Origin of the sequence: Kribbella ginsengisoli, assembly GCF_039537185.1 — a bacterium.
Taxonomy (GTDB): Bacteria; Actinomycetota; Actinomycetes; order Propionibacteriales; family Kribbellaceae; genus Kribbella; species Kribbella koreensis.
This window is the reverse complement of record NZ_BAABAA010000022.1, coordinates 1-21,704: the sequence shown is the minus strand read 5'-3', so window position 1 is coordinate 21,704 and position 21,704 is coordinate 1. Positions and strand designations below refer to the sequence as shown.

The window sequence follows — 21,704 nt, the reverse complement described above, 5'->3', positions numbered from 1 at the left end:
TCACCAATCTCGCCAGGGCCTGCGATCTTCAGAACCCGGATATCGGCATCGAGGACGTCCTTGAAGTTGCCTAGAGCAATGGACCACGGCCGGGCGGATCAGGATCTCGAAGTGCCTGGCGGCGACCACTCTCGGCGGTACGTCGAGCAGGCTGATCCACCGCTTGAATCAACTCCCTGGAGACCGTTGCCTCATCGAGCTCCAGTAGTCGCGAGAGTCTCAGAACCTCAGCAGCGACTCGGTCTTTCGGGAGGCGTACCACCAACGGCGCAACGGCTCGCAGTGCCCCCACCCGTCCGCTGATGTGATCGATCACCCGCGACCAACGCGCCAACTCTGAATCGATAGCGACGTCAAGCAACGGCCGGGGGAAACTCAGTGCTTGATACAACCGATCGGCCCCTCGCCGTGAAGAGAACAACGAGGACGGGTCGTGGCCAGCAGGAATCTCGGCACAGAGCACCTCCGGAAATCGCGACGACAACGGTTCCAGCCATCTGATCGCCGCGGCCCGACCCCCGGTATCGCCGTCGGTCGCCACAATGGCGATCTCCGAGGTAGCGACGCCGTCGAGAATTGCCACCTGTGCAGCGGACAAGGCGGTACCGGCAGCTGAGACCCCCACCCAGCCTGACCTTGTCGACCGACTCAGCACGTCCACGGCCAAGGCATCGACCGGTCCTTCGACGAAAACCGGAATACCACCCCTGCTCAAGAGGTCCTGCTGCTCAGCAACGCCGACCAGTGTCCTCGACTTCTGATAGATCGACGTAGTAGGCGTATTCAGGTACTTCGTCGCGCCGCCGCGCCCACGGCCGACGAAGCCAACCATGTCCAGCCGTTCATCATGCGCGGCGAACATCAGACGATCCCGAAACCGGTCGATCAGATAGCCGTTCGACGTGACCGTGGCCAACCCGGCCTCCATCATCGACGCGTCGTCCAAGCCCTGTGACCGCAGGTGATCCACAAGGTTCGACCACCCGGGCGGCGCATAGCCGATGGGCCACCTGGCACCAATCGCGATGACATGATCCAGCCGTCGCGCCGCTAGGTACTGCGCCGGCCACAAGCCCCGTGCCCGTAGCAACTCCCGCTCATAGAACTCCTGAGCAGCACGATGAGCCTCGACGAGCAACGTCCGATCAGCCACGATGTTCTAGAGCTAGATCTTCTCCGACTGGCATCTGACGCCTCTTCTCCTCGACGATCCCCAAGTCCCACGGTCGTCGCGAGCCTGGCAGAACAGAACCCTGATTACAGAGCCGGAATGTCCTTGATTCTCATGCCGATGCGTTCGTGTGAAGGTAGCGACCTCGCTCAGAAGAAAGTCAGATGAATCGGTCGCACTTCACCGGTCCGCAGAGGTCCCGCCTGATGACCGGAAGTTTGCAAGCCATCGAAAGACCGTCCTTAGCGCCGGGCTCCTCAACGAGTCGCGATGGTTCGAACTGATGAAGGGCCTCCCAGCCAGCTGCAACCCAGCCAGCCTCGAGCTCAGGAACGATCGCGCCTCAGCATGGGCGGTGGCGTCCTGATCCTTGGTGTGCGGAGGAGCTCGGCTAAGAGCCAAGTCCCCCGACGACGCCGTACCGAATGGTCTCCAAGACCGATTCGGCCAGCTCAGCGAAAGAGGGGTTACGCCACCCCATGCGGTGACGTTCGACGGACTGTCTCTCCATCCAGACGCCCGTCACCGATACGTGCTGATAGTCGTCGTTCCCCGCTCCGGGTGCACCGCATGGAAGGTCGAAACCTTCATCGCGTCTGCATGCGAGCCAGCTGAAAGTGCTCAGCTGCCAGCCAGGCGCGTGTTCCGGAGTTCCTCAGGCAGATGACGGTCGAATGCGTCGAAACCGAGGCCATGTCCTGCGGCGAGCGCTGGCACCATGGCAAAGACCCCGGCGTCTGGATCGACCGATCCGGACGCCACAGGACGGACGATACAGTCAGTTCGCCTTCGTGTCCCACAACCTCGGCCGCAGTGTCCGCCACAGCATATTCAGAACTCGGACCCGAACTGCTCGATGCGATTCACGAATTGGTCCTCGATCACCTCTGATGACCTCGCTTCCGCGCAAGCCGACCGCGGCCTGCTTGCTGCGGAGCTGGGCGGTGTGGGCGTTCGGACAGTCACCCGTTCTGCCCGCTGGTGGCCACTGAGAGCTTCGAGCACATGTCGAAGGTCTCCCGGCCGTCTGCTCGCTGACGGCGGCAGGCCCGTAGGTGCGATGCGCCGCGGGTCCACCGCAATCATGATCCGCCTTCCGCTCTGAGGTCGCGTCTCTGTCGGGCAAGAATGGCGAGCTGAGCAGCAACCCCGGCAAGGGCATCGTGATAGGCCTGAGAACCAAAATCATTGAAGTCAGACGACCTGAGCCAGAAGCCCGCAAGCCCACCACGGATCCGATTGATCCGGTCGAGCAGGGCCGGACTGTAGACGCCCTTGACCCGCCAGTTAACCAAGTGCTCGGTTCGAACTTTCGCCTCCACAAAACGTGAACGACTTCGCGCCCGCCCAACCACTTCAAGGGTCTCCCAGCCCATCCCACCAAGCCCATCGACCACGTAGAGTTTCGCCCCTGCACGAAAGATTCTCAGTCCGCTGCGGGCTTCCTGACCTCCCGGACCGTAGGGACGGACATCAACCACGTTGGCGACAATGCACCATTGCTGCGGTGGCTCCACAACATCCGCCATGAGTTGTTCTACCCCGCTTTCAGGCCAATGAGGTATAAAACGTCTGTGACTTTCAATGAAATTTTGGCCGATCTCAGATCGGGACGTACAGTTATTCTGAGTGACTGGCACGAGAGCAACACTGCTGACCCCAGTCAATTCGAGAGGTCGACGCGGATGTCTCAGAACGCATCCGGTGACTTCAACCTTATCTCCCAGCTCATCTCTCACGACGGTTCCGGAGCCGCATCGTCACCAGAGTTTGAGACCCTCAACCCGACCGAGCTTCAAGGGCGGATTGCCCGATTGCTGGGAGAAGGGTTCCAGCCGATTACGATCTAGCGTATCACCGCAACTTTTGGTGAATTCAAGCATGAGTGGTCGTTGAGTTCCGCCTTAAGAAGCGGACCCCTGGCCTCGGCGGGAGACATGCGCCGATCGCCACGCCAATGAAGTGACAACTGCTGTCGTACGTGCTTTTACTTGCAATCTCCGTTCCGCCCCGCACCGTCTCAGGGCACAAGAGCAGCAAAGTGCGCATCAAGGCCGGAGTGCAGCTGACGGTCTATTGGTGCCGACGCGACCTGGGGACCGTCGGGGTGCTAGACACCAGGGTCGCGGTTTGGCCGCGTGGCGGTGTGTGAGTTCGCGCTGCATTGGGGTGGTCCTGCCAAGGGCCGAGTGGCATCGTCGCCGGCTCTAAATATCGCGTTCCAGCAGTTGGCGGCGCGTTTGGCATGGGCATAGGTGGTCCAAGCGTGGCGGTGGCAGAACTTCAGGTCGCGAAGAGCGATTCGGCCATCGCCTCGTTCCCGTAGACCGGTCCGGCTGGCCGAGCAGACCAGGTTGTCGCAGCCGCGAAATAGTGGGTCTCGAGGGAGGTGTACTGAGCGCCTCGGCCGACGAGCAACATGACGTGGTGAGACAGACGGCCTCCGCTGATCGGCGGTCTGGACCAGGTCGGCGCGTTGGTGGTCCTCGATCGCCCAGCCCAGAACGCGGCATGCACACGCGTCACGGACGACTGCGACGTAGAGCCTGCCTGGGTGGGTGTACAGGTAGGTGTTGTCGGCGATCCACACGGTGTCCAGGTTCGGTTTCGAAGACCCAGGTCACCAGCGGCGCGTTCTGCGCCAATACCTGGCCCCAGCGTCGCCAAAGGCTGAGCTCGGGACTGGCCCGAATCCGCTAAACTGTCAACAACCGTTGTATCATGATACGACTGATGTATTGCAACTCAACTTCCATCGGAGCGCCCACCGTGAACCGAGTCGCACGATCGCGACCATTGCTTGCTGATGTCGTTCGCGCCGAACTCGCGAAGGCGATCAGCAATGGGGAATTCCCACTGGGGTCGAAGCTTCCGAACCAGGAACAGTTGCGGGAGCGCTTCGATGTCAGCACTATCACGCTGCGCGAGGCTGTCCAGGGTCTGATTCAGGACGGCTACGTTGTCCGTAGGCAGGGCTCGGGCACGTATGTCACACGCCGCCCAAGCCTGCGCAATTCTCTCGACAAGAACTTCAGCTACACACAGTACCTTGAGCACGCAGGAATCCGCCCTGGAAAGAAGTTGCTTGGCGCGAAAACCATATCCGCCACAACAGACATCGCCGAAGCACTTGGTCTTCGTGCCCTAGCGCCGGTCGCCGAGGTACGGCGAGTCCGAACCGCAGACGGGCAGCCCGCGATCTATTCAATCGACTACGTCGATGTCAATATCATCGATCCAGTTTCTGATCGAAAGCAACTCAACGGATCGCTATACCGGCTCCTCGCCCATCACGGTCACCCTGTCGACCACGGTGTCGCGACGATCACACCGGCGAAGGCTGACGCCAAACTGGCGGAGTACCTGCAAGTCACCCGTGGCTTTCTCCTTCAGCATTTACGACAAGTGGACTACGACGCACGCGAAACTCCTCTGGTGCTGTCACTGGAGTGGCACGTGCCATCGGTCATCGAGTTGAGTGTCTATCGTCGTGGCCCAGGCCCGGTGCAGGACGAAGTGAGCTAAGCGTGTCCTTCATCGCAAGTACATCGCCGCCCATCAAACCATCGGCACCAAGAGCAACCGCCCGCGCGATATCTTCAGGAGATGTCGTTGGCCACACCCACAGCTCCATACCGGCCTCGTGCACGGCGTCGACGGACTTGCCAACCAGGTCTGCATGGTGATGTTGGATGATCTCGGCGCCAATTCTCCGCGCCTGCGCTACGAGATCAGATGGATTCAGCTGGCCACGCTCAGGAAGGCGCTCCGGTGCCGTGCAAAGACCCGGAGTGGTTCCCGCAGCCGTTGCTAGCGCTCCATGATCGAACGACGCTAGAACGTCGCATTCCAAACGGCGGCGTTCTACCAGTGCGCTCGCCACGGCTACCGCGACAACGGTCCGGGCATCATCGGATTCTCCCTTGGCTTCGAGGCATAGGCGCACCCCGGCAGCATCGGCGAGGTCGAAGAGCTCATCGAGACATGGCACTCGTTCGCCGGCAAACTCAGCGGCAAACCATGATCCTCCGTCCAACTGCCGCAGTTGGCTCCAGGTGAAGTCCCCCACCTCGCCACGCCCATCAGTTGTCCGGTCGACAGTCGAATCATGTAACAGGATCAATCGGCCGTCGCGGCTCAACCGGACGTCCGCCTCGAGCATATCCGCGCCCAGTTCGATCGCCGCGGTATACGCAGACATCGTCTGCTCGGGAGCGCCGACTGAGTGTCCTCGGTGCGCGATGATCAACGCCTTCGCACCTGCCATTGGCTCGGTCTCAGACCACGCCGGCGATTGCCAGCACCTTGACCACCTGGTCAGCGACCGGAGGTCCACCGGCCCGCCATGCCTCGAAGATCGCTGTTCCGATGGTGAAGCCCCAAGCGCCGCTTCGTGCGACCAAGGCGATCTGATCCTCTGTGACGATGCCGCCGGCAACGATCAGCGGTCCATCGATCGCGGCCGCGACGGCCGTCGTCAACTGCTCCGCATCCACCGTCTGATGCCGATAGGTCAGGAGATCGACACCCGCTACCGAATCGTGCTCGGTCAAGCTCTTCGCATGCTCGGCGATGCTCTCGATTGAGCCGCTGAGAATGCTCGGATGCCCGGTGACGACTCCCGGAAACGGACAGTATTTGATGCCGGTATCGCCGAGCACGCTGATTCCGGCTTCCGGGTGTGTACCGCCCAGGACCCAATCGACACCCGCAGCGCGAGCCGAATGCAGAGAGGCAGTCTCGGCTTCCGCGGACGTCGAGACGACCTCCAGCATGACCTCCATCCCGTGCCGATGAGCGGCTGCGGTGAGTTCCTGCTGCTCTTTCGCTGACGCGCCGACATCCTTGAAGCCGACGTACCGAAGACCGGTGTCTGCCAGCGACTCGATCAACTCGACTCCGTTGCCCACCGTACGGTCGTGCTGCGTGAGCATGAAGATAAATTCCACCATGGCATAGCCTTTCGACTTGGACCGGTCAGGCGACCAGGTCAGTAAGGGAGTGCACGACCGCCGTCGGCCGAATCGGAGACGAAGCCACGTCGGCGAGGGTGGTGGCTCCGGTAAGCACCAAAATTCCAGCCATCCCCGCATGGAGTCCCATCGCAACGTCCGTCGCGAGTCGATCGCCAACCATCGCGCAACGCTTCGACGTGATGTCGATTCGCTGCAGGACCGCAGCCGCCATATGCGAGCTCGGCTTGCCGACTACGGCCTCGGCCTTGACGCCCGTGCAGGCTTCGAGCGCGGCCAGCATCGCGGCACAGTCGGGGAGGCCTCCGTTCACCGTCGGGCAGTATGGATCAGGATTGGTGGCGACGATCGACGCGCCTGAACGAACTGCCTTGAACGCGAAGTCCAGCTTCTCGTAAGAAAACGTCCGATCGAACGAAACCACCACTACGTCCGTGCTGGACGGATTCGACGCCGTGGCGAAACCTTCACGTTCAAGGGTCTGCGGAACCAGTGGCTCCGCAATGTATGCGAGTTTCGCGCCAGCATGCTTGTCCAGCAGATACAGCCTGAGTGCATCGAGGGCGGTGACCACGTCGTCCTCAGTCGCGGGTACTCCCATGCTGGTGAGCTTTGCCGCATATCCGGCACCGGTGTCCAACGGTTTGTTGGTCACGAACATCACCCTCGCACCGCCACGACGAAGCTCACGGATCGCCTCGACAGCTCCTGGCAGCGGCTTTTCGTCAACATGAACTGTCCCGTCCAGGTCGAGGGCATAGCCGTCGAAACGCCTGACCGGCTGGCCGGTCACCATCCGGCACCCCACTCGTTGAGTTCCGCCAGCACATCGCTGACCAACTCTGGCGTCCAGATGCCCATCAACTCCGCGAGGTCCGCGATCAGGAATCGATCCCGCATGCGATGCGCGTTATACACCGCCCAATGAACCGTTTGTTGGTCGAACTTGCTAGCAAGGTCGCCGAAACGCACCGGGGCCCCGGAAGCCTGCAGACTGGCGACCAGCTCGCGGGGGTCGCCGAGTAGGTCGTCGAGGCGGTCCTGCAGCGCAGGCCACTCATCCATCAAGCGGGTCAGGCTGTCCGGGTTCTCATACCAAGCGTTGAGCTTCTTCTCGTACGCTGTCCAGCACTCTTCGGCAGCAACCTTTCCCAACCGTCTAAACGCGTTCAGAGCCTCGTGCTTCGCCCAGTCAGGCTCAGGCTTCACAAGCATGGGCAACCGTGCTGGGGCATGACGGCGCACCCGAGACCAGATGCCGGCCGCGACCAATGTGGCAATGCCGACCCGCTCACCGTGATGCGAGGACGGCAGGCCGCTTGCCCGGGCCGTCATCTCGAGCACGTGGCTGATGACGTGCTCGGTCCCTGACGACGGCGCAGTCGTCCCCGCCAAACCCATCGTCAACCCACTGATCGAAAGCATCCACGCGAGATAGCTGAGGTCGTGGGGGTTGCGCTCACCAAGGCGGCCAGCGACATCAAGAATCCGTCCGCCCTGCGGCCGGACGAGCTCCACCAGTTCATCGTCGTACGCCGGACCTAAACCTGCCGTCGACGCTATCAGCCAGTCGGCAGGCGCCGTGAACATCGACAAGAGATCGCCCACTCCGGATGCGTTGAGCAAGTCGGGCGCCAGCGCGATCACATCAATATCGACAATCAGAGCGTCTGGCCACCGGCTCGGCACCGTCCGCTTGACACCCGCACGCAGCAGTACGCTCTGATCGTCGGCGAATCCGTTGACGCTGTTCGCAGTTTGGACGACCACATGCGGGATGTTCAGCCGTTGCGACAGGACTTTGCCGATGTCTGCAAGAGTTCCCGACCCCACCGTAACCAGGACGCCGGCGCCTCGGACGGCCTTCTCGGCGCGCAACATTGTCGCTTCGTCAGCCTCGACCAGGAGCGACTGTCCCGTTATACAAACCTGTCTGACAGCCCTAGCTCCACTGGCGAGTTGACTGAGCAGCCACTCCTTGAACGATCCGCCCGAGCCCGCGTACGGCGTCTCATCCACAAGCATGACCAGGTCCCCGGGTGTATCGCCGACCAGATTCGCGGCAACTCCGGCGACGGCTGCCGACGCGCCCGGCCCGATCACCAACTCGCGCAGGCCCAACGGAACTCCACGCGTGGCAGCCATTCGCTTGATGTCTTGCAGAGTAGGCAGATCTTTCAGGCCTGACCACGTCATCTCGATGCTCCTTCGATTCCGTCGAACAGCCTTCGGTAATCGTGATAGGCGGACTCGTACCTCGCGTGGCGTTTCGCATCAGGCTCGATCTGCGATTTGCCCAGTTCTATGACAATGTCCGTTGCGGCCTCCAGCGACGGAAAGAAGCCGGCACTCACAGCGGCGAGGCTGGCGACTCCCAAGGCTGTGCCGTCCGGCGACAACACTCGACGCACCGGCCGTCCGAGCACATCCGCCTTGATCTGGTTCCAGAGCTGGCTTCTGCCGCCGCCGCCGACGATCCGGACCTCGTCACCCCCGAGGCCCAGGTCGCTAATCCGCTCGACAATGTCGCGCAGTGCGAATGCACAGCCTTCGAGCACTGCCCGAGCGAGGTTGCTACGGGTGTGGTTCATCGACAGACCGTTGAACGCCGCACGAAGGCCGGCGTTCCAGCGTGGAGTCATAGATCCGGTCAGAGCAGGTACGAAGGTCACACCGTCACTTCCGACCGGAGCGTTTGCAGCCAGTTCGAAGACCGCACCTTGTTTCACCCCGAGGATGTTGTCGGCCAGCCAGAGAGTGCTCCCGCCGGAGACAAACCCCGGATTCTCGACCAGGTAAAGTCCGTCGACAGCGTGCGCATGGGTCTCGACCAAGCGATCCGGGTCGAGATGGAGGCCGGACGCTGCCGTTGTGACAGGCTCGGCCGTGCCAGTCACATCGCAGATGATCCCCTCTTTGCATGCGCCAGCAGCGATCGACGCCGCATGCTCGTCGCCCGTACCGACCAGTACTTCGCATTCCTCGGACAGCCCCAGGAGCAGAGCAGCATCGCGGTTGACGGTCCCGCAGACCTCGGCCGCCTTTGCGATCGGCGGCAGGAACTCACGGGGTACCCCAGCGAGAGCGCAGAGCGAATCCGAATAGTCACCTGACGACAAGTCGTACAGCATGGTCGAGGAAGCGTTCGCTGGATCTTGTGCCACAGTGCCGGTTAACCAGCCCACCAGGTATGCGGTGACTGGAAGCAGATACCGCGTAGCGGCCCACGTGTCGGGATCATGTTCGCGGATCCACATCATCTTCGGTGCGCAGTGCGAAGCATCAGCGTTCAATCCGGTCTGGGTGAAGATCTCGACCAAGCTCGTCTGCCGAACAAATGCGTCCGTCTGCAATTCGGCTCGCCGGTCAAGCCAGATCAGGGCGTCCCGTAGCGGACGGAGCCGGTGATCGACTGGCACAACCCCATCAACCTGACAGGCAAGGGCAATCATCCGTACGTCGAGATCACCTGGTGCCGTGATCTCGCCGACCACGGCGCCGAGCTGTGCCACCCAGTCCAGCGGTCGTTGCTCTGCCCAACCATTGTGGCGATGCAGCATCGACAACGGGGCAGATGCAGCTCGCACGACCGTCCCGCTGTCGTCGAGGCACACCGCTTTGACGCTCTGCGAGCCGACATCGACTCCGATCACCTGCGGCATTGACCCCGCCTGTACATGGCACACCTCCGCTATCTCGAAGTCTGTTGGTCGCGTAGCTGCTCGCGGTCCCGGCCTGTAGCCGCATGTCTCTCCCTGTCGCACCCGGCCGAAGTCGGCGACGGCCGAAGGCCTTGACGAAGCCACGTGCCATGCCTACCTTAAATCATAAGTCGTATTATAACTAGCCAGATCACCTGATGAGGTCTGGGGCCTCAGCAGGATCAGCTGGGAGGCTGAGATGAGGTTGCGCTTCACCCCGATGGTTGCGATGGCGCTGACGGCGACGACACTGCTACTCGCCAGCTCGTGTACGAAAGACGACGGCGCCGCCGCCTCGAACTCTGCAAAGGTCAAGGTTCTGCTCATCGGCTTCCCCGATCAGGACGGAATCGATCCGGTGACCGGAGCCGACACCCCAGGGATCGGCGAGCTGAAGAAGCGCTTCAACGACACGCACTCCGACATCAAGCTGGAGATCGTTAATATCCCTTGGGGTGAGGGCGCGACTGGGTACGCCCCCAAAACAGAAGCGATGATGAAGGCTGGCGAGGCGTGCTTGTACCAGATGCCTGGCGCGCCGGCGTACGCCCGCAAGGGGCAACTGGTCGACCTCGACGAGATGATCAAGAAGGACCCCGAGTTCAAGAACATCTGGGGATCCCAGCTCGATGCCGCACGCTCTTGGGGGCCTAGCAATCCCGAGGGGTTGTGGTACCTCCCGGCGAACGCCGACGAGCGCGTCATTCACTGGGACTCGAAGCTCTTCAAGGACTTCGGTGTCGAGCCGCTGTCCTCGACGCCGACACTCGACGAGATCGAGCAAAAGGCCGCACGGCTGACTGGAAAGAACCCCGTGACGGGCGAGCAGAACTACGGTTACTGGTACCAGGGCAAGTATGCCGTCTGGCAGTTTCTTGCCATCGCGCACACCCTTGGCGCCAGCTGGGGCGGGGTAACCGACAGCGGCGCACTCGAAGTGAACTGGAATACACCGGAGTACCTCAAGGCTCTCGAGTGGTTCGCCAAGATGTCCAAGTACGCACCGAAGGGCGCGCTGGCCAGCGAGGGCATGCCGCAAGGCTTCTTGTCCGACAAAAACATCGTCGCGCTGATACCGGAAGGGGAACCGGGCTACTTCCTGAAGCAGATGATCGCTCAGCCCAAGTTGTCCGACCGCTTCCGCACGACCATCAATCTGAAGGGATCCGACGGTCTGGGCGGAGTCAACAACGTCCAGCCGCTGGCCATGGCCGCCAGCTGCCCGTCCAAGGACGCGGCCTGGACGGTGCAGAAATGGCTCGCCGGAGATCCGGCGTCCCAGAAGTACTACTTCGACGCAGTCGGTCGTCTGCCACTGATCGAAGGCAGCGAATCGCTCGTATCGAAGGTCGCCGAGATGCCAGACGGAAAGGCAATCCTCAGCCAGCCGCGCACGGCGGAGCCGCTGTACCCGTGGGCCGCCGACCAACCGAGGTGGGCTCTGCAGACCGCACTCGAAGCTGCGCTGTCGGGCACTCTCTCGCCGAAAGCTGCTCTGGAAAAGGCGCAGAAGGAGACAGCCAAGTGGTTGTCCGAACAAGGGACGAAGTGAGCACTGAGATCGCGGCGGCCGACGGCATGCCCGATGACGGCGAGGCTCGGCGGCTGGGCCACGCCTGCCGGTCACGCATCAGGAACAATCTCGTCTGGTATCTGTTCGTCGGACCACCGTTGATTCTGCTCACGATCTTCGTCGCCTATCCGACCTTTGAGTCCTTCCGGCAGAGCTTCTACCGCCAGGCCGGATCCGAGCTGCGTTTCGCCGGCCTGGACCAGTACCGTCGCCTCGCGGATAGCGGAATTTTCTGGAACGCGCTCGGGAACACCGCGCTACTCGGCATCTCATTCCTGGCACTGGTCGTCCCCCTCGCCGTCGTCATCGCATCGATGATCAATCGGTTGCGATACGGCGGCGCCGTTCTAAAGGTCATCTACTTCCTGCCGCAACTGACGTCATCCGTTGCCGTCGCGATCGTCTTCAACTACGTGTTTCAGCCCGACTGGGGTCTACTCAACGGCTTCCTTCGCAAGCTGGGCGTCGACGCGCTACCGCAGTGGCTCGCCGATCCGAGACTTGGTTTGACCGGATCGCGAGCCGCAGTGACGATCCTGGCGGTCTGGGCGGGTCTCGGATGGTTCGTCCTGATCTTCCTGGTTGGCCTGCAATCTATTCCGATCGAGCTCTACGAGGCCGCAGCTATCGATGGTGCAAACACCTTCCAGACGTGGCGCGCCATCACATTGCCGAGCCTCCGTCCAACCTTCATCTTTCTGCTGATGACAGGAACCGTCGACGCAATGTCGAGATTCGGCGACCTTTGGGCCCTCGGAGGGCCTGGTGGCGCGCCGGCCCGATCGCTGCAGAGCGTTGTGGTCTACATGTTCCAAGTCGGCTTCGAGGCTGGAGACAGCAACCTCGCGGCGGCCATCGCCGTCGTGTTCTTCATGCTCATGCTCGGTGTGACCCTCATCTCGTTCCGGGCGCTACTGGTCAAAGAGTTCCGACTGCGCCCGCGGCGGCGCCGGAGGTTAGCCTCATGATTTCGAAGCAGAACTGCCTCCGCGAAGCCCGAGCCCGCAGTTCCCGAAGGCCGCGTGGGATCGTCACCCAACTGACCTTGCTCGCGGTTCTCTCGCTTGGCGCCATGGCGATGATCCTTCCATTCGTATGGATGATCGCGACCTCGTTGTCCCGACAGGCAAACATCAGCATGCCACGCGATCCCAGTTTCTGGCCGCCTGACCCTTCGCTGTTCAACTATCGGGTCGCATCGGCGAATCTTCCTGTTGCCCGCCTCTACCTCAACAGCATCATCGTCGCTGGCGGTAGCACCATCGGCTACCTTCTGTTCAGCTCAATGACCGGTTATGCCTTCGCCAAGGGGAGGTTCCGTGGAAAGTCGGTGCTGTTCATCGCCTTCCTGTCCACGCTCCTGATTCCGTTCGAGACGAGGATGATCCCTCTCTACCTGCTGATGAAAAAGCTCGCGCTGACCGATACCCTTGCGGCACTGATCGTGCCGTTCCTGGTCGGCGGGTTCGGGACATTCCTGTTACGGCAACACATCACAACGATCCCCGACGACCTGATCGACGCCGCCAGGATCGACGGCGCCGGCGAGTTTAGGATCTTCTGGACGATCATCCTGCCGCTGTGCAAATCTGCTCTTGCAGCCCTCGCCATCGTCAACGTCATTTGGCGCTGGAACGACGTGCTGTGGCCGCTATTGGTGATCACGACTCGGGAAAACCAGACGCTCACGCAGGGACTCGCCGCGGCCGGTCGTGCTTCCGGGGTCTTTCCTGGGGTCGCGCTGGCGACGGCTGTGCTCGCAGTAGGACCAGTGATCATCGCCTATCTGATCCTCCAGCGTCACATCATCCGCGGAGTAGCCACTAGCGGCCTGAAGGGTTGAACCGGCAGGCGGTCAGTGGGTAAATCTAACCTGGAGCCTCACGTGAGCAGTGTGATCTGGCCCTCGCCCGACTACGAGCGTTCGCCCAGGACCGGGTGGTCCCGGCAGCATTGGAAAGTGCTCGCGGACTATCTCCTCGCTTCGCTCGTGCCGTACTTCTCGCCCGCTGCGGCCCGTGTCGACTTGCCCGGCAGACCGAGCCACTCCGGTTCCCAAAGCGACGGCCTGGAAGGCTTCGCGCGATCATTCCTGCTCGCATCGCTCCGGATCGCCGGCAGTCAGGGAGTGGGCTGTGGGGAGCTTCTCGAGCGGTACGCGCGAGGCCTGACCGCCGGTACTGATCGAAGCAGCCCGGAAGCCTGGCCGCCGATTAGATCTATGGCTCAAGAGATGGTCGAGGCCGCCGTCATCGCACTCGGACTGCACGAGTCAAGACAGTGGTTGTGGAACTCGCTCAGCGGCAGGCAACAGGACCGAATCGTTGACTGGTTGAGTGGCTTCGTCGGCGCCGTCACGTACGACGACAACTGGCGCTTGTTCCAGGTCGTATCCGAGCAGTTCCTCGCTTCCGTGGGCGCCTCGTACTCCAAGGCGGATATCGAGCGCGGACTGAATCGCATCGAGGACTGGTACGTCGGCGACGGTTGGTACTCCGATGGCGACGGACAGAGCTTCGACTACTACAACGGCTGGGCCATGCACATCTTCCCAACCATGTGGACAAGGATCGCTGCAGCGACACCGGGAACGAGGTACGAGGACCGGCTCCAAGTCTACAGGCAGCGATTGCGGAGCTTCCTCGAGGACGCCATCCATCTCATCAGCCCCGAGGGCGCTCCCGTGCATCAAGGACGCTCGTTGACCTACCGTATGGCCACGGCAGCACCGTACTGGATGGGAACACTTCTTGACGCGAGTCCGCTTGGGCCAGGTACGACTCGCCGACTGTGCTCAAGCATCACGAAATATTTCGTCCGGCACGGTGCCCCTGATCAGCAAGGCCTACTCCGGATGGGTTGGCAGCACCCATTCCTACCGATGATCCAATCCTATTCAGGTCCCGGCTCTCCGTATTGGGCGAGCATGGGATTCCTGGGCTTGCTGTTGCCAGAGAACCACGCCGCCTGGACCGAGACCGAAGGCAGCCTGCCCCTGGACGAGGTGGACCAGATCAGGGCGCTAGCTGGCCCAGGCTGGTTGCTGCACGCCACATCAAACGATCAAGTGGTCCGCCTGCTCAACCACGGTGCTGACGGCGCGGGGGATCCAGAGCCCGGAGCGCTCGAGCCGTCCGCGGATCCACACTACGAAAGGCTTGCGTACTCGAGTCACACCGGCCCGGTGCTATCCGCACACCGGGTTGACAACGCGGTCGCGCTGTTCGACTCCGCCGGACGATGCAGCGGTCGGTCCCGCATCCACCGAATCGGCTTCGGTGAGCGAGATGCCGGCTCCTGGTATCAGGCTTGGCTCGGGTCCGAAGGCCCGTGGCGGATCGAAGTCAGATCCGTCGTCTGCCGGGCCCTGGAGGTCCGATGCGCGCTGGTCGAAGGACCGTCTGGAGCCAGAGTGACCAGCGGGGGTTATGCCGTGTCAGGAGAGTCCGCGCCAACGTCGTCGATGTCGATCGGTTCCACAACTCCCTTCGCAGTTGTGGAACTCGACAACCTGTACTCGATGGTGGTGGGCATCTACGGATTTGAATCCGCAGATGTCCGGCGGGATCGCGATGCGAATGCCTTTGGGCCCTGCTCAGCGAGTCCCTTCGTATTCGCCACGCATCCCGGCGGCGAGCTCGTTCTGGTCACCGCAATCCTGCTCGAGCGCGGTTCCCCACCAGCCGACTCAGATGCCCTTGGACTCGGCGTCCAAGTCGATGGTCGAGTGGTCGAGCTGCAGCTGCCAGACGGATCGCGGTCTTGCATAAGGCTCGGCGAATGAGCGCGTTCAAGCCTTCTGCTGCAGGTCCTCGGAGTCGCCGACCGCCAGCAGTTGCCCCGCACGCTCCATCTGCTCTGGCTTGGCTCTACCGATCCAAATGGCAGCAGTCACGACGATCGCAGTCCAGCCGAGGATTACCCACGGGAACCAGGTGTACGGCGCTGTGGTCTGTTCCCTGATCTGGCCGTAGAGAAGCGCGATCATCAGGCAGGCCCCAGCGAGTGGCAGCACGAGGTGGCGCAAGATGCTGAAGGTGCCCTTCGCGCGGAACCAGTTGACCGCAGCCAGGTTAGTGAGCACGTAGACGGGCAGGATCGCCAGCGTCAACAGGAAGCCCAGGTAACCGTAGACATTGAACCCCGCAACCGGATCTGAAAACGGGCCAGACAGCAAACCGACGACGACCGCGAGGCCGGCCGCGAAAACCCCCTGCGCAACGATCGCCTTTGACGGAGTGCGGAAGCGGGGGTTGACCTCGGCGAGAAAGGCGGGCAGCAATCGATCGCGGCCCATGGCGTGGGTTATCCGTACGATGCCATTGCTCGAATTCACCATCACGGCAAACATGCTCGAGACAGCGGCAATGATGACTGGCCACTTCATCCAGGTGGCATACCGCTGCGCAAGATCATTCCACGGCAGCGACGCGCCGGTCAGCTCGTTGGCAGCCTGCTCACCGATCCCGAGCACCTCGGCCCAGATGCAGAAGACGTACAGCAATCCAACAGCAAGGACCGAGAGGACGATCGCCTTCGGCACCGTCCGTCGCGGTGCTCTGATCTCCTCGCCGAGCGTCGCGGCAGCTTCGAAGCCCACGAAACTCAGCGCCGCGAACACGAATCCGGTCGTGATCCCGCCGACACCATGAGGGGATGCCGCAGGGCTGAGCGGATGCAGGCTGATGCCGTCGTCGCCTCCCTTGCCGACAACAATGACCGCCAATACGACTATCACCGTCACCTCCGCCCCGAACAGGATCAGCGCGGCTCGAAGTGACGTCGCGATGCCGCGGTAGGCGAGTGCGACCATGAGTGATACCGGCACCACACCGATCAACCACCACGGCACGTTCAGACCGAACTCGGCCTGCAGCGTGCTCTGCACGTACGCACCGATGAGGCCAATCTCGGCCGGCGGCAGCAGGGCGTATGCGACGAACATCAGACCGCCGGTGACAAACCCGGCCCTAGGTCCGATTCCACGGCTGACGTACGTATAGAACGCGCCAGCGCTCGGGAACTCTCGCGCCATCTCGACGATCCCGCTTGACACAAGGAGCATCACTGCGACGCAGATCAGATACACGAAGGGTGTCGCAGCACCCGAGAACGGTGTCGCGAACTGCGGATTGAAGAAGGTCGAGACTGCCGGCCCCATGATGGCGGCGGACATGACTACGGCGCCGCCCAGGCCGACGGAGTTGACTCGCAGTCCCCCGCCTGGCTTGTCTTGTGGGAGCTGACGTAGCTTCTCGTTTACATGTCTGGCCACGGAACAAGCGTCGAGTCTTGGCCTGATGCATTCCTGAAAGCACACTGAACCGATCCTGACAGCGATCAACCGATCACTGGCGACCCATGACGCGGGACAAGACAACCGCCGCGATAAGCGACCCGCCGTAGAAAACGGAGATCACCCAGCCTGAATAGCCTACGATCTCCAGGCCGGTAATGCCGGTGACAAGGAAGTACACCGCCACGAACGTGCCTGCCGCGTTGAACCGACCGGGCGTGAATGCAGTGGCTCCAAGAAACACACCTGCAAGAGCTGGCAGCAGAAGATTCACTCCCGAATTCGGATCGGACGAACCAAGGAGACCGGCCAGCATCACGCCGGCGAGTGCTGCGATAACCCCTGCGCCCAGGAATGCGCCCATCCGCAACGCGCCCACCCGTAGGCCGGAAAGGCGCGCGACGCGCCGGCCGGCTCCCACAAAGTACAGGTGCCTGCCGAGCGGAGTGAACTTAAGGATGTACCAGATCGCCAGCGCAAGCGCCGCGGCGACGTAGAAGCTGACCTGTAGGCCACCGGCCCTGAAGCGCAGAGTCGAGACGAGCCCGGTCGAGATCCCGACGATAGGGAGATTCTTGATTGCAAGGGCAAGGCCCGCGAGGAGGGTGCCCATACCGAGTGTCACAGCAATCGAGTCGATCCTGACCACCACGACGAGGAATGCATTGACCAGCCCTATCGCCCCACCGCAGCAGAGAACCGCGGTCACAGCGAGCCAAATCGGCCAGCCATGTACGACGTTCAGCCAGCCCAACAACATGCTCGACGCCCCGAGAATCCCACCGAGGGACAGGTCCAGCTCGCCAACGATCAGTGGCAGCATCGAGGCAAGCGCCAGAACGAGGACAACCGATTGAGAGCTGAGGATCGTTTGGATGTTGCGGACGGTACCGAATTGGTCCGGACGTAAGATGGAAAAAAATACTAGAAGGATGATCCACGCGACCAGGAGCCCGCAACGCTGTGCCTGGTCACGCCGCGGACGAAGCCTGGATGGTTCAAGCGGGACGCTGGTCGCGATTTTGCCTGCCCTGGTCATCCGACTCTCCGGTCGGGACCATAGATGAGTTCCAGGACTTGTTCGTGGCCGATGTCCTGACCGGACAACTCTGCCACCTTCCGCCCACGCCGCAGGATTATCAATCGGTCGCAGAGATGAACGAGATCCTCGTGCTCAGTGCTGCACAGCACGACCCCCACGCCCTTGCGGGCAATCTCTAGGATCTGACCGAAGAGCGCCTTCCGCGAGCCGACGTCGACGCCGTGCGTCGGCTCATGTAGAACCAGCACACTCGGTTCCGTCTCCATCCACTTCGCCAGAATCAACTTCTGCTGATTGCCTCCGCTGAACTCGTTCATCGGCTTACCCGGATCCGCAGGTTTCACCTCGAACGTGTCGCACAGCTGTCGCGTGCGCTGTTGCTCGTCGTGACGGCGTAAGCGCCCTCGGCGGAAGTAACGCCGAAGGGTGGGCAAGGTGAGATTTTCTGTGGCAGTTGCCGAACCGAGAACGGCGTCTCGGGTGCGGTCCGCCGGGACAAGCACCACGCCGAGCTGAATCGCCTTGCGCGGGGTCAGAGTCTTGGCTTGCTCCGTCTTGTCGCCGACGCTGATCTGCCCGCCGGCTATAGGCGACGCCCCGGTAAGAAGATACGGGAGATCGTCATGGCCGCTGCCCAGCAGTCCGGTGAACCCAACGATCTGGCCAGCCCTGACTTCGAATGTCAGCGGTTCAAGCCGCTGTCCGGACAGCCGGGCGACCCGGGCAAGGAGTGCCCCCGTCGGGCGCTCGCCGGATGGATATAGCTTATCGAGCTTGAACCCGAGGATCAGCTCGGACAAGGTCTCGTTGGTCAGCCGCGAGGTTTCGTATGTGCCGGCGTATTTTCCGTCACGTAAGACCGTGACACGTCGGCTGACTGCGAGGACCTCATCCAGATTGTGGGAGACGAACAACACGCTGGATCCGCGCGAGGTAATCTCACCGACGGCCAGGAAGAGCCGATCGATCCCATCGCGCGGCAGGTTGGCCGTAGGCTCGTCCAGAACGAGCAGCCCGCCACTAATTTGCCGGAGATCACTCATTGCTCGCACAATGGCCAGAATCGTCCGGTCCACGGGCGCAAGATCGGCGACCAGGGTCTCAGGGCGGACGCCTAGCAGCCCGCTTTCCTCAAGCTGCTGACCTACCACTCTTCTACGCTTGCGCCAGCCAATCGGCGCAAGAGCGCCGCGGTCATACCTTCCTGCACCCAAATTCTCCATCACTGTGGCCGCCTCGTTCAGGCCCAGATCCTGGTGCACGAACGCGACCCCACGCTGCGACATCACCTGATGCGAGATGGGAAGAGAGGCTGGTTCGCCGTTCAGTTCGAGCCAACCACCCGGCTCCGGGGGATGGTAGCCAGCCAGAATCTTGATCAGCGTCGATTTGCCCGATCCGTTCTGACCCACCAGTGCGTGGACTTCGCCCGGCCAAACCTCAATACCGACCCGGTCGAGGACGAGGCGTCCATCGAACCGTTTCGAGCAGTTGCCCGCTCGTAGAATGGGAACGCCCACTGTCCTGTCACTCAATCGACCACACCCCATAGCTGCAGATAGGCTCGCTTGTAGTCGGCGCCGTAATCTGCACCCTTGTTTGGGTCAGCCGCGGTGAGGTTGGCCGCGGTAAAAGCGCGGTTGCCGATATTTTCACTCTTGGCCGGTGGATTGCCACTGAGAATGCGGTAGAACTGATCCATGATCCCCCAGCCGATCCAGTTCTCGGAGCTGGCGACAAGACCAGTGATCAGGTCCTTCTCGTGAAGGGCACTCAGCGCAGTAGAGGTTGCGTTGTAAGTGATAATAGAAACCCGCTCATCCGCACCCGCAGCATGCAGAGACGGCCTCATGAAGTCCACAAAGGCGGCGAATACAGGTACGACAAAGTCAATCTCCGAGTCCTGGCCGATTGATGTGGCAATCGAGGGGAGCTGTGTAGCCCACTGGGCCACGGGAGACTCATATGTCTTCGGTCTGCATGACGGACACAATCGAGTAAGTTCTTCCATGAATGCCTTACTCTCCGCAACGGCTACGCTCAGATCGGGGCTGGTGATCACCGCAACATCAAGTTCCCCGCCGCTCTGCGCGACGACCAAGTTGGCGATCTGTGTTCCTGCACATGAGTAGCAGGCACTGACACGCGCGCTGACACCAAGCGCACTGTCCTCGGCACTGACGGGTCCATCATCGGCATCGAGAGCGACGATGACAGGGATGCCAGCTTCCTTGGCGGCTTTGATCGGCGCGCTGAGGGAGGCCGGCGAGAGGTTCTGCAGCACAATGCCACTCGCCTTCTCTGCAACTGCCTGCTCAATCTGCCTCGTCGCAGTCGTGAGATCCCCCTTGGCGTCGAACGTCTTGACCACAACACCGCCCCGGGTTGCCGCTTCTTTCACCCCCGACACGACGCTCTGACTGAACTCGTACGACAGCGCCTGCGAAATGTAGTAGAGGGTTTTACCCCTCATCGCCGGGCTGAGGCTGATAGCTGGGCCAGGCGCCTCCAACGGGACAGGTGCGGTAAGCCGCGCGGCTCGGTCTTGAGCCGCGGCGACATCTGCATCACTAGCTTGTTTTTTGGAGATCGGTTCCGAATCTCCGGTGCACGCCGCGAGGGCGAAAAAGAGAAGAACGACACAAGCGGCAATGACTCTGAGTCGACTGAACATGACCTTCTCGCCTCCTGGCGCGCCGGCTGACTGCGTCCTATTACCTTCAGCGCAGGTAGTCCGCAGCTGGGTGAGCTCGCGGATAGTTGCGCAGGAAGCTCAGATACCGGAGAAGTACGCCGTCGCTGCCCGACGGCGTACCTGGCCGGAAGCGGATCGTCGTGAGGATGGAGAGGTCTTCGACGATGAATTGCCGCTCAAAAGCCAGAACGCGGTCCACGAACTCCTTGTTCGCCGCCTTGTCACCCTCCCGGTCGAGCACCATGGCAACGAAAAACATCTCACACTTGCCGGGCCGGGGCATGCCGAGGCCAGCAAGAAACCCCATCCAACGGCCATCCATCAGGCCGTATTGAATGAACATCGTGGTGCCCACATTGCCCTGGGTGAACTCGACCGGCCTGCCTTTCCGCGTGGCTTTCATCTCATAGAGCATCGAGAAGTCCGTCCAGGTGATGCTGTCGAGCGGATTGCCATCCAGATCCATTTAATGGACGACTCGGTGGTGCTGAACGTCCGGAGCCTGGCAAAGCAGGATCCAAGGATCCATGTCGATGAGCGGATACACCTCGATACCGAGTACGAGATCCTCGTCGGGGAACGGCATGTCAGGCAGATCGAACAACGGCTCATTGCCGTTGAAAGCCCAGATGAGTCCGTAGCGCTCGACGGTGGGGAATCGGTAGAGTTGGGCGCCGCGCGGAACAGGGTCTCCCGAGCCAGTTGCGACACAGGCTCCGCCACCGTCGAATCGCCAGTAGTGATAGGCGCACCTAAGCGTCCCATCGACCATGTCACCCACCGAGAGGTCTGCCCCCATATGCGGGCAGTATGCACTCAGTACCTGCGCCGCACCCGTCCTGATCACGCAGGACAATCACTCGCCCGTCGAGGAAGTCCTTGCCGACGATCTGCCCGACCTGTACATCGCTTGTCTGGCAAATCGGATACCAACTCATCGTGAAGAAGTCCGTCCTGCCCCTCCGCTGGAACTGGGGTCAACAGTTGCCGAGACCTGCGCTCAGCGGCCTGGGAAAAGAGGGTCTCTGTCATGATGTCCTCCCGAACGTCCCGCAACCACGATGGTTATGCCGAGAGTCAACGCTCCCCCTGAAGCCGCTCTGAATCCGAACTGAAATGGTTCCCGGATCAGTTGAGTCCAGCAGAGTGGTGTACGGCGAGATCCTGGTGATGCGCGGGGCGGAGACGTGAGCGCGGTCATCGGGTGATCCTTCGAGTGATCTCTCACAACCGACTCGAAGAAGGAAACCGCG

18 protein-coding genes are annotated in these 21,704 nt (G+C 61.7%); 5 read left to right on the top strand and 13 right to left on the bottom strand.

Annotation, left to right across the window (positions count from 1 at the left end; genetic code table 11):
• Window positions 1-70: 70 nt before the first annotated feature.
• The gene (locus ABD768_RS41080) at window positions 71-1,153 is read right to left on the bottom strand and encodes a toprim domain-containing protein (protein WP_344850143.1); all 1,083 of its coding nucleotides are present in this window, start codon (window positions 1,151-1,153) and stop codon (window positions 71-73) included.
• Between the two features lie 1,100 nt (window positions 1,154-2,253).
• Window positions 2,254-2,700, bottom strand: a complete 447-nt coding sequence (locus ABD768_RS41075; protein ID WP_344850141.1) for a hypothetical protein — start codon at window positions 2,698-2,700, stop codon at window positions 2,254-2,256.
• Window positions 2,701-3,967: 1,267 nt separating this feature from the next.
• On the opposite strand from ABD768_RS41075, the gene ABD768_RS41070 reads away from it, so the two are divergent.
• Window positions 3,968-4,696 carry a GntR family transcriptional regulator gene (locus tag ABD768_RS41070; protein ID WP_344850139.1) on the top strand — a complete coding sequence of 243 codons (729 nt, stop codon included), beginning with the start codon at window positions 3,968-3,970 and terminating at the stop codon, window positions 4,694-4,696.
• On the opposite strand, the gene ABD768_RS41065 is transcribed toward ABD768_RS41070, so the two are convergent.
• From ABD768_RS41065 to ABD768_RS41045, 5 genes are read right to left on the bottom strand one after another with little or no spacing between them, the layout of a single operon-like run.
• Complete coding sequence (locus tag ABD768_RS41065; protein ID WP_344850137.1) at window positions 4,638-5,438, bottom strand: glycerophosphodiester phosphodiesterase; 801 nt, start codon at window positions 5,436-5,438, stop codon at window positions 4,638-4,640. The genes ABD768_RS41070 and ABD768_RS41065 overlap by 59 nt on opposite strands.
• Before the next feature lie 10 nt (window positions 5,439-5,448).
• Complete coding sequence (locus ABD768_RS41060; RefSeq protein ID WP_344850135.1) at window positions 5,449-6,123, bottom strand: hypothetical protein; 675 nt, start codon at window positions 6,121-6,123, stop codon at window positions 5,449-5,451.
• 25 nt (window positions 6,124-6,148) lie between these two features.
• Window positions 6,149-6,940, bottom strand: coding sequence for an HAD-IIA family hydrolase (locus tag ABD768_RS41055; protein ID WP_344850133.1), 792 nt, complete (start codon window positions 6,938-6,940; stop codon window positions 6,149-6,151).
• Window positions 6,934-8,340 (bottom strand): iron-containing alcohol dehydrogenase, encoded by a 1,407-nt coding sequence (locus ABD768_RS41050; protein ID WP_344850131.1) that lies wholly within the window; start codon window positions 8,338-8,340, stop codon window positions 6,934-6,936. Before ABD768_RS41050 ends, ABD768_RS41055 begins: the two co-directional genes overlap by 7 nt.
• A complete protein-coding gene (locus tag ABD768_RS41045) occupies window positions 8,337-9,806 on the bottom strand; it encodes a xylulokinase (RefSeq protein ID WP_344850129.1) in 1,470 nt (489 codons plus the stop codon). The genes ABD768_RS41050 and ABD768_RS41045 overlap by 4 nt, the downstream gene beginning before the upstream one ends.
• 238 nt (window positions 9,807-10,044) lie before the next feature.
• Here ABD768_RS41045 and ABD768_RS41040 point away from each other — a divergent pair, with 238 nt between their 5' ends.
• The 4 genes from ABD768_RS41040 to ABD768_RS41025 are packed head-to-tail and all read left to right on the top strand — an operon-like array spanning window position 10,045 to window position 15,202.
• Window positions 10,045-11,397: an extracellular solute-binding protein gene (locus ABD768_RS41040; RefSeq protein ID WP_344850127.1), complete on the top strand. Its 1,353-nt coding sequence runs from the start codon at window positions 10,045-10,047 to the stop codon at window positions 11,395-11,397.
• Entirely contained in the window at window positions 11,394-12,386 is a 993-nt protein-coding gene (locus tag ABD768_RS41035) for a carbohydrate ABC transporter permease (protein ID WP_344850125.1), read from the top strand. Before ABD768_RS41040 ends, ABD768_RS41035 begins: the two co-directional genes overlap by 4 nt.
• Window positions 12,383-13,261 (top strand): carbohydrate ABC transporter permease, encoded by an 879-nt coding sequence (locus tag ABD768_RS41030; RefSeq protein ID WP_344850123.1) that lies wholly within the window; start codon window positions 12,383-12,385, stop codon window positions 13,259-13,261. Before ABD768_RS41035 ends, ABD768_RS41030 begins: the two co-directional genes overlap by 4 nt.
• A 42-nt stretch (window positions 13,262-13,303) precedes the next feature.
• Window positions 13,304-15,202, top strand: a complete 1,899-nt coding sequence (locus tag ABD768_RS41025; RefSeq protein ID WP_344850121.1) for a DUF2264 domain-containing protein — start codon at window positions 13,304-13,306, stop codon at window positions 15,200-15,202.
• A 6-nt stretch (window positions 15,203-15,208) separates the two neighbouring features.
• Here ABD768_RS41025 and ABD768_RS41020 read toward each other — a convergent pair whose 3' ends face one another.
• The 6 genes from ABD768_RS41020 to ABD768_RS40995 all read right to left on the bottom strand — a co-directional run bounded on the left by ABD768_RS41020 (window position 15,209) and on the right by ABD768_RS40995 (window position 21,298).
• A complete protein-coding gene (locus ABD768_RS41020; RefSeq protein WP_344850119.1) occupies window positions 15,209-16,594 on the bottom strand; it encodes an APC family permease in 1,386 nt (461 codons plus the stop codon).
• A 172-nt stretch (window positions 16,595-16,766) separates the two neighbouring features.
• The gene (locus ABD768_RS41015; protein WP_344850117.1) at window positions 16,767-17,753 is read right to left on the bottom strand and encodes an ABC transporter permease; all 987 of its coding nucleotides are present in this window, start codon (window positions 17,751-17,753) and stop codon (window positions 16,767-16,769) included.
• Window positions 17,750-19,276 carry a sugar ABC transporter ATP-binding protein gene (locus ABD768_RS41010; RefSeq protein ID WP_344850114.1) on the bottom strand — a complete coding sequence of 509 codons (1,527 nt, stop codon included), beginning with the start codon at window positions 19,274-19,276 and terminating at the stop codon, window positions 17,750-17,752. The genes ABD768_RS41015 and ABD768_RS41010 overlap by 4 nt, the downstream gene beginning before the upstream one ends.
• Before the next feature lie 11 nt (window positions 19,277-19,287).
• Window positions 19,288-20,430: a sugar ABC transporter substrate-binding protein gene (locus tag ABD768_RS41005; RefSeq protein ID WP_344850112.1), complete on the bottom strand. Its 1,143-nt coding sequence runs from the start codon at window positions 20,428-20,430 to the stop codon at window positions 19,288-19,290.
• A gap of 46 nt (window positions 20,431-20,476) precedes the next feature.
• Window positions 20,477-20,917 (bottom strand): hypothetical protein, encoded by a 441-nt coding sequence (locus tag ABD768_RS41000; protein WP_344850110.1) that lies wholly within the window; start codon window positions 20,915-20,917, stop codon window positions 20,477-20,479.
• Window positions 20,918-21,298 (bottom strand): Rieske 2Fe-2S domain-containing protein, encoded by a 381-nt coding sequence (locus tag ABD768_RS40995; RefSeq protein WP_344850107.1) that lies wholly within the window; start codon window positions 21,296-21,298, stop codon window positions 20,918-20,920.
• Window positions 21,299-21,704 lie beyond the last annotated feature (406 nt).

Excerpts from the sequence above, each read along its gene's own strand:
- ABD768_RS41075 (WP_344850141.1), bottom strand. The coding sequence starts at position 2,700 with ATGGCGGATGTTGTGGAGCCACCGCAGCAATGGTGCATTGTCGCCAAC.
- ABD768_RS41065 (WP_344850137.1), bottom strand. The coding sequence starts at position 5,438 with ATGGCAGGTGCGAAGGCGTTGATCATCGCGCACCGAGGACACTCAGTC.
- ABD768_RS41060 (WP_344850135.1), bottom strand. The coding sequence starts at position 6,123 with ATGGTGGAATTTATCTTCATGCTCACGCAGCACGACCGTACGGTGGGC.
- ABD768_RS41055 (WP_344850133.1), bottom strand. The coding sequence starts at position 6,940 with ATGGTGACCGGCCAGCCGGTCAGGCGTTTCGACGGCTATGCCCTCGAC.
- ABD768_RS41050 (WP_344850131.1), bottom strand. The coding sequence starts at position 8,340 with ATGACGTGGTCAGGCCTGAAAGATCTGCCTACTCTGCAAGACATCAAG.
- ABD768_RS41045 (WP_344850129.1), bottom strand. The coding sequence starts at position 9,806 with ATGCCGCAGGTGATCGGAGTCGATGTCGGCTCGCAGAGCGTCAAAGCG.
- ABD768_RS41040 (WP_344850127.1), top strand. The coding sequence starts at position 10,045 with ATGAGGTTGCGCTTCACCCCGATGGTTGCGATGGCGCTGACGGCGACG.
- ABD768_RS41030 (WP_344850123.1), top strand. The coding sequence starts at position 12,383 with ATGATTTCGAAGCAGAACTGCCTCCGCGAAGCCCGAGCCCGCAGTTCC.
- ABD768_RS41020 (WP_344850119.1), bottom strand. The coding sequence starts at position 16,594 with ATGTCCGCCGCCATCATGGGGCCGGCAGTCTCGACCTTCTTCAATCCG.
- ABD768_RS41015 (WP_344850117.1), bottom strand. The coding sequence starts at position 17,753 with ATGACCAGGGCAGGCAAAATCGCGACCAGCGTCCCGCTTGAACCATCC.
- ABD768_RS41005 (WP_344850112.1), bottom strand. The coding sequence starts at position 20,430 with ATGTTCAGTCGACTCAGAGTCATTGCCGCTTGTGTCGTTCTTCTCTTT.
- ABD768_RS41000 (WP_344850110.1), bottom strand. The coding sequence starts at position 20,917 with ATGGATCTGGATGGCAATCCGCTCGACAGCATCACCTGGACGGACTTC.